At 65.7% G+C, this 5,637-nt stretch carries 2 protein-coding genes; both read right to left on the reverse strand.

Going from position 1 to position 5,637, the window contains the following annotated elements; all coding sequences use genetic code 11:
• Positions 1–78 precede the first annotated feature (78 nt).
• The gene (locus tag AC3VI7_RS11925) at positions 79–3,348 is read right to left on the reverse strand and encodes a hypothetical protein (protein WP_489671562.1); all 3,270 of its coding nucleotides are present in this window, start codon (positions 3,346–3,348) and stop codon (positions 79–81) included.
• Positions 3,338–5,637, reverse strand: a 2,300-nt coding sequence (locus AC3VI7_RS11930; protein ID WP_489671563.1) for a DUF7933 domain-containing protein, incomplete at its 5' end; no start/stop codon positions are given. The genes AC3VI7_RS11925 and AC3VI7_RS11930, both read right to left, overlap by 11 nt.

Below are 5,637 nucleotides of genomic sequence, written 5' to 3' on the forward strand. Positions count from 1 at the left end.
GACATCACCGAGGACAACAACAAGCACCCAAGCGGGCGAGTGAGAGAAAACTTCATGGCAAGGCACCCACAAAAAAGGTCATGGCGCAGCAGAGGGGTCCGGGTTGCGGTCCAAGCTGCGGTTGATGCGCGGGTCGCGGCCGGCAAACAGGTCTTCGTCGAACTTGAAGCGCAAGCGCAGGAAAAAGCCGCGCCGGGTGTATTCGTAGCCCGTCAGATCGACATCCCCGGCAAAACCACTCACATTCACCCCGGCCGACAGCCACAGGTTCTGCGCCATCAAGCGGCCAGCTTCCAGACCCAGCGCGGTTTCACGCGCCCCGAGCTGGCCCCACTGCACCGAAGCCAGCGCCGCCACATCCCATTGCTCGGTGACGTCGTAGCTCAGGCGGGAAGACAGCAGTTGCGACTGGAAGTGGTCCTGCACCCCACCTTCAAAACGATCGTCTTGCCACTTGGCCGCCATGCGGCCATAGAGCCACCACGGCCGCGAGGCGTGCCAATCGAGATGGGTCGAGACGATGTGCGCCCGGCTGTGTAACTCGCCCAAGGTGGCGTTGCTGGCGTCGCGTTCGTTTTTCAGCTCGTAGCGCGCCAAACCCGAGAGCCGGTCCACATCGGTTTCGCGATAAGCCACGCCGATCTGCGCCCGGTCTTGGAACACGGCCCCCTTGGCGACGTAGGTGGTGTTGAGCAAGTAATTGCGGGCCAGCAAGGTCCAGTCGCGGTCCAGCTTGCGCGCCAACATCAGCTGCCACAGAGCGGTCTGGAAGCGATCATCGTCCACGGTGTCACCCCGATCCCCCGCCCGGCGCAGCTCCAGCCGGGTCGAACCCTTCCAAAGCGGATCAGCGTGCATGTCCAAGCCCACGCTCAGGGCGGAAGCATCGGGCGCGGGGCCTTGAAGCACGTTCAAGCGCTCCAAGGCGGTGGTCAGGCGCAGACCTTCGCTCAAGTCCCAGGCTTGGCGCACACCCGAGGCCAGTTGCAGATCGCGTCCGCTGGCGGCGTCGCGCAAGCGGTACTCCGAAAAGAGCTGGGTGTCTTGGAAGTACGTCGAGCTGGCCCCGAGGGCGAATGCATCCACCTGTCGGTCCGGTGCGGTGATGCCGTACAGGCTCGACAAACCCGTTTGACGCTCAAATCGACCGTAAAGCCTAGCGCGCTCAGCCACGGCGTAATCCGCGCCCACGGCCACGCGCTGACGCACTTCGCCACTGATCTGCTGCTCCAGCTCAGCGCCCACACTGCTGCGCGGTGTGAGCGCATAACCCAGCCCCAAGCGGGCGGTATCACTGGCGAGCTGCGTACCGGCCGGCACGTTCAACGCCCCGATGCCAGCGTTGCCCTGCAAGCTGCTGCCGGGGTTGATCTGCGCCAAGCCGGTGGCCGGGTCGATCAAGTTGTTGCCGTAGCCCAGCGCGCCGCCACCCGCCCCTGCGCCTAGGCTGCTGCCCAAGCCCGAACTGCCGCTCAAGGGCGTGATCGGACTGAGCTGCGAAGGCACCAACACCCCAGCGGTTTCGCGCACCCGGCGCAAGCCGGCGTCCAGCGTCAAACCGTCAAGGGCCGCCACCCGCCACCGCAAACCGGCACCGGCAGCGCTGCGCAAGCCGCCACCGGGGTTGCGGTCCTCGCTGCGCAGGGCTTCGCCGTAGAGCTGCGTGGTGGCGCTGAGCTTGGCGGCGAGCTTGGCCGCCGCGTCACGGCGACCGGCGTCCAAGGGGGCAGCGGCATTCAAAAAGCCGGCTTCGCTGCTCGCCGTCACCAGTCGGGCGTCGATCAGCTCGCCCTCGTGTTGCACCTCGGCGCGCCACGCCTTGCCGCTGACCATGCCCGACAAGCCCGCGCTTGACGCGGCGGTTGAGGCATTGAGCGTGTTGGTGTTGATCTCGCGCCGCGTCCCGGCCAGCTCAAGCACCGCCCGGGTATGCGGCCCCAAGCTCAGGCCGGCGTTCACGCTGGCCAAATCCAGCGGTGCCAACGGGTTGCGGTCCTTGACCACAAACGCACCCAGCTCCAGCCCGTCGGTCACGCGCCATTGCCCTTCCACCCCGGTGACCCAGAACGGCGTGCCGCCCTGATCGACTTCATAGCTCACGCGCAGCGACTGCGGATTGAGCTGGGCGTCCAAAGCGGGCAAATACGTCGCCAGCACGATCCGCCCCGAGAAGGGCTCGAAGCTGTAATCGACCAGCCGCGTCAAGGGCGTGACGCTCAGGATGCGGGCCGGCTGATTGCGATCCCGCACCACGATCTCGACCTTGTCACTGCCCTCCAGCACCGCGTTGTTCGACAAGCCGTAAGGGCCAGAGCCTTGGCTGACGAATTCCTCGACCACTTGATGCAAGGTGTCGTTGAAGGCAAAGGCATCGGTGTGGCCGCTCTCGCCTTGCAGGTGATGGCGCACGCCGGTGGCGGTGCGGTTGTAGGCCCCCAAGCTGCGTTGCTTCAGGCCCATGATCCCGCCGCCGCCAGCGGCTTGGCTGAAGCCAGCGCCGGTGGCGAAGTCGCCGTAAAGCAAATAACTGCGCTGGTGATCGACCCGCACATAAAGCCGATCCGCGCTGCGCGCATCAAAGCCGCGCAAGGCGCTGTCGCCGTAGACCGGATAGAACTTGTCCGGCTGCACATCGCGCAGCAGCCGAGCGCGCACGTCTTTGTCCGAGTCGTAGGCGGCGGTCAGCAAATAGTCGCCCGAGACCATGCCTTTGAGGAACACCGCCGCCCGAGCGCCCACGCTGCGCTGGCCGTCGTTGAAATCACGCGCCCAGCGGTTGATCTCGCGCTCAAAGACATCGCCGCGTCGCAGCGGCTGAATCCCTGCACCCCCACCCGCACCACCGCTCAGGCTCAGCACGCCTTCGATCAAACCCGCAGCGATCATGTCGCGAGCATCGGGCACAAAGCGCAGTTCACCCTGCACCGATTGATCCCCAGCGCTGACGCGCAACACCACGTCTTGCGGCGTGCTCGGGGCCAAGAGGTTCAGATGCAACTCGCCGTGCTCCACCGCCACCTGTACCCCGGGTGTCACCCGGTCGGCATCCAAGCCCCGAGGCCCAGCTTCATCGCTGAGCGCACCGGGCAAGAGCAGTCGCCCGCCGCTGTGCTCGACCGTCACCATGACGCGCTCGTCTAGGCGCTGCCCATCAGTACCCAGCACCTTGATCGTGATGGGCATGGCACTTTGACCATCGGCCGGCACGCCGTTGCGACCCAGCTCAATCACCAGCTTGCCCAATGGGCTCAACGTTGCCAACGGCGGGGCCGCCCACCCTGTGGGCAACCACACCAGCATCCCGCACAGCAGCAGCACGGCGGTTTTCAACTTTTGCTCAGCGCGCATGGCGATCTCCTTCAGCCTCACGCGGCGCGCCAATCGCCGGGCGCTGATCGGCGGTTTCAGTGGCCTGCTGCGGGGCCAGCGCATCTTTCAACCCGTGGGCTTTGCTCTCAAAGCGCAGCGGCGGACCTTGGGGTCGCTCGGTTTCTGGCGCCCGCACACCGCCTTGGGCGCGGCGCGCCCGCACCTGTGACAACACCGTGTTCGAGCAACTGCTCTCGATGAAATCCGCCCGCTGCAACGCGCCGTTCTTCAAGTCAAGCCACAAGCTGGCGGCGTCGCCCAAATTGCGGTTGCTGGAGGTCGTCAAACGCGCACCCCGTGGCAAGGTGCTCGGGTCCGGCTTCAAGACATGGCTTTGGGGCACGAGGCCACACAAGCTGTACTTGCCCTCCGAATCACTCACCAGCCACGTGCCGTCTTCCATGTAGAGCCGCACACCAGGAATGCCCAGCTCTTCGGCGTCTTGCATGTGGTTGTGGTTGCAATCGACAAAGATCTTGCCGGTCACGCAAGCCTCAGACGCAAAGACCCCGCCGCTCACTTGCACCTTGGCTTGGCCTTCGTTCGAGAGCGAACTGCCCGTCAACGGTGTGCCGTCAGCGTTCGTGCAGCCCGCAGGTATGCCGCAGCCGACCGCGCGCGCCCGGTTGGTCGCATCACCTTGCAAAGCCCCAACGCCCACACGCACGCGGTACTGCAAGGTGCGCTGCACGCCCGGTGTCAGCGCCCCGAGCTGGAAGCTCAGCAGCGGCCCCACACCGCCGGCCGGATCAGCCAGCGGCAGGTTGTCGAGCACAGCGGTGCCCTTGATGAAGGTGAAGCCCGCTGGCAAACGGTCCACCACCGTGGCTTGAGCCAGCGCGTTGCCCGCCACCTGACGCACGGTCACGGTGTAGCGCACGCTCGCCCCCAGCTCGACGCTGCGCAGATCCGCCACCTTGCTCAAGCTCAGCTTGGGCGATGAGAGCGGATCCACCGGGATGTGGTTGTTGACGATGTTCACGCCACCCGAGCCACCGCGCACCACCACGTAATAGCCCGTGCCGGGACCCGGAGGGGTCAGCGGCGGATTGGGCGACGGTTGTACGGCGTAGGTCGAACCGGGCGCACCCGGCGGGATCAGCGGCCCAGCTTGGGGCGGAATCGACGCCGAAGGGAAGCCATGCGTGCCGGGCGGCGTCACCGTAAGGCGGAAATCGCACAGCGCTGGCGCGTTGGCCGAGAAGAGGAATTGATAGAAACCATCCGCACCCGTCGTCATCGAGATCGCCGAGCCTTGCACGGTATAACCACCCAAGCTGCTATTGACGATGCCCGCCACCGGGTCCCAGCCCGCGCAAACACCGTCAGGTTGCATCGTCACCACCGTGCCCGGCACCGGCAGCCGCGTTTGGGTATCGTAGGTGACGCCGCTCGGATCAATCGGCAAGCTTTGTTGCACCAAATTGGCCCCCGGGGCCAGCACCACCTTGAGCTGGCTGACCGTCCCGGTGGTATCCACGCAAGAACTCTGCTGGCCCGGCGTCAAAAGCGCCAAGGCGATGCACGACACCCCCGAGGATCCCGGGCCGGTTTCACCATTGACCGGATTGCCAAACACCACTTGGGTTTGCGGATTGCGGAAACGCACATCCAGCACCATCCCCGGCACCAAATCACCGATCACATAACGGCCATCCGCGCCGGTTCGGGTGGTGGCCACCACCGCGCCTGTGGCGGGGTCAGAGACTTCGACGATCCAGTCCTTGAGCGTCTGATCACCGCTATCGAAGACATGCGGCGTGCGGCCGGTATCGACCCACACCGCCCCCGACATCGACGCCGGCAACTGCACGTCGGTCGCATCCCGACAAGCGTTTTGCGGCAGCGTGCCATCGCACAGCGGCAAGGCAGAGGGGTTCGATTGGAACGCACCTCGCTCTTGCGCCGTGGGCTGCTGCGGCACTGCTTCGCCCCCGCCTTCGACCAACACCACGTTATCCACCGGCGTGCCGGTGTGGGCGAAAGCGGCCACGTTGACCCGCGCCGTGATCACGCCCGGATGCAGGGCACCCGCTGCGATCACGTCCGAGGTGCTGCAACTGAACGCCACTGCACCCACGGTGCCGGTACACATCCAGCCAACCGCCGTGGGCGTTGCAGCCAAGCTCAAACCTGCGGGCAAACGATCCTGCACCGTCACAGCGCCCGCCGTGGCGGCACTGCCGGTATTGCGCACGCGGATCTGATACGTCCCCGTCTGGTTCACCGTGAAGCGCGCCGGCTGGTGGGTCTTTTGCACCGCCAAAT

This window comes from Leptothrix toolikensis (SeqCode), from assembly GCF_057922285.1.